This is a genomic window from Bartonella sp. MR168JLCBS, from assembly GCF_042194175.1.
On record NZ_JBHIMP010000645.1, the window covers coordinates 1 to 512 of the forward strand.

The window sequence follows — 512 nt, forward strand, 5'->3', positions numbered from 1 at the left end:
CTGTTTGCGAAAGTTGTTCTTTTTTTAACTCAAGCTGTTTTTTTAAGAGCTCTATAATCTCCAGATATTCTGCTGGTGGAGCAGGTGGTGGCGGTGCGAGATTTCCGTTATTTCCAGAAGTAGGTGGAAGATTTTTTGGTGGCTGGGAATCTTTTGATGGCTTGCGGCGTCTTGGTGGTGTTGGGTTTTTTTTATGTTTTTTTAGTGCAGTGAGATCCTCTAACCCCGTACCAGAGACTACTACAGTAACACGCTCGTTACCTCCTCCTTGCTTAGTAACAGTGTCACTTCTTACTAAGTTTGTTGTTCCAAGAAACGCACTAATTGCTATGATAATAATCAGCTTTTGCATATTTTATTCCTTTTAATTTTCACATATTTAGAAAGACTGACCATTATATTATTAACTTCATAAATCAGTTTATGAGATTCCGTTGTCTCCTCGCTTAATTTCGGCAGGGATTGTTTTATTAATAGGCACACGGTTCCTATCATTGGGCTGTTTGAGCTTT

2 pseudogenes are annotated in these 512 nt (G+C 38.7%); both read right to left on the reverse strand.

The annotated features are described in order from the left end of the window. Positions 1-352: pseudogene (locus ACFIK8_RS13175) on the reverse strand (hypothetical protein); the annotation flags it as partial. Positions 353-421: 69 nt separating this feature from the next. Next, a pseudogene (locus ACFIK8_RS13180) lies at positions 422-512 on the reverse strand (TrwH protein); the annotation flags it as partial.